The sequence below is a fragment of the Leucobacter iarius genome, assembly GCF_039530105.1.
Lineage (GTDB): Bacteria > Actinomycetota > Actinomycetes > Actinomycetales > Microbacteriaceae > Leucobacter > Leucobacter iarius.
The window spans coordinates 1-550 of sequence record NZ_BAAAOB010000029.1 but is presented as its reverse complement, the minus strand read 5'-3'; the positions used below and the strand labels follow the sequence as shown (position 1 = coordinate 550).

Below are 550 nucleotides of genomic sequence, written 5' to 3'. Positions count from 1 at the left end.
CACAAGCTCAAGGACGTGCGCGAGAAGATGGCCGACTTGGCGCGCATGGAAACCGTGCTGTCTGAACTCGTGTGCGCCTGCCATGCACGAAAGGGGAATGTTTCCTGCCCGTTGATCGCGTCACTACAGGGCGAAGCAGGCCTGGCAAGGTCAGCTATGCCTTAGCGTGCTTTATTTAATGAGATGGTCACTCCCTCCTTCCCAGTACTATGCTGAGGACAGGCTTTCATTCGGAGAACCATCATGGAAAACATTGCGCTTATTGGTATCGATCTGGGTAAGAACTCTTTCCATATTCATTGTCAGGATCATCGTGGGAAGGCCGTTTACCGTAAAAAATTCACCCGACCAAAGCTAATCGAATTTCTGGCGACATGCCCGGCAACAACCATCGCGATGGAAGCCTGTGGCGGTTCTCACTTTATGGCACGCAAGCTGGAAGAGTTAGGGCATTTTCCAAAGCTGATATCACCGCAATTTGTCCGCCCATTCGTTAAAAGCAACAAAAATGACTTCGTTGATGCTGAAGCTATCTGTGAAGCAGCATCAC

Annotated in this window: 1 protein-coding gene; it reads left to right on the top strand. The window is 50.2% G+C overall.

Annotated features, from left to right (window positions below; translation table 11 throughout):
* Window positions 1-243: 243 nt before the first annotated feature.
* A partial coding sequence (locus ABD169_RS16120; protein WP_143357868.1) for an IS110 family transposase occupies window positions 244-550 on the top strand: 307 nt, incomplete at its 3' end.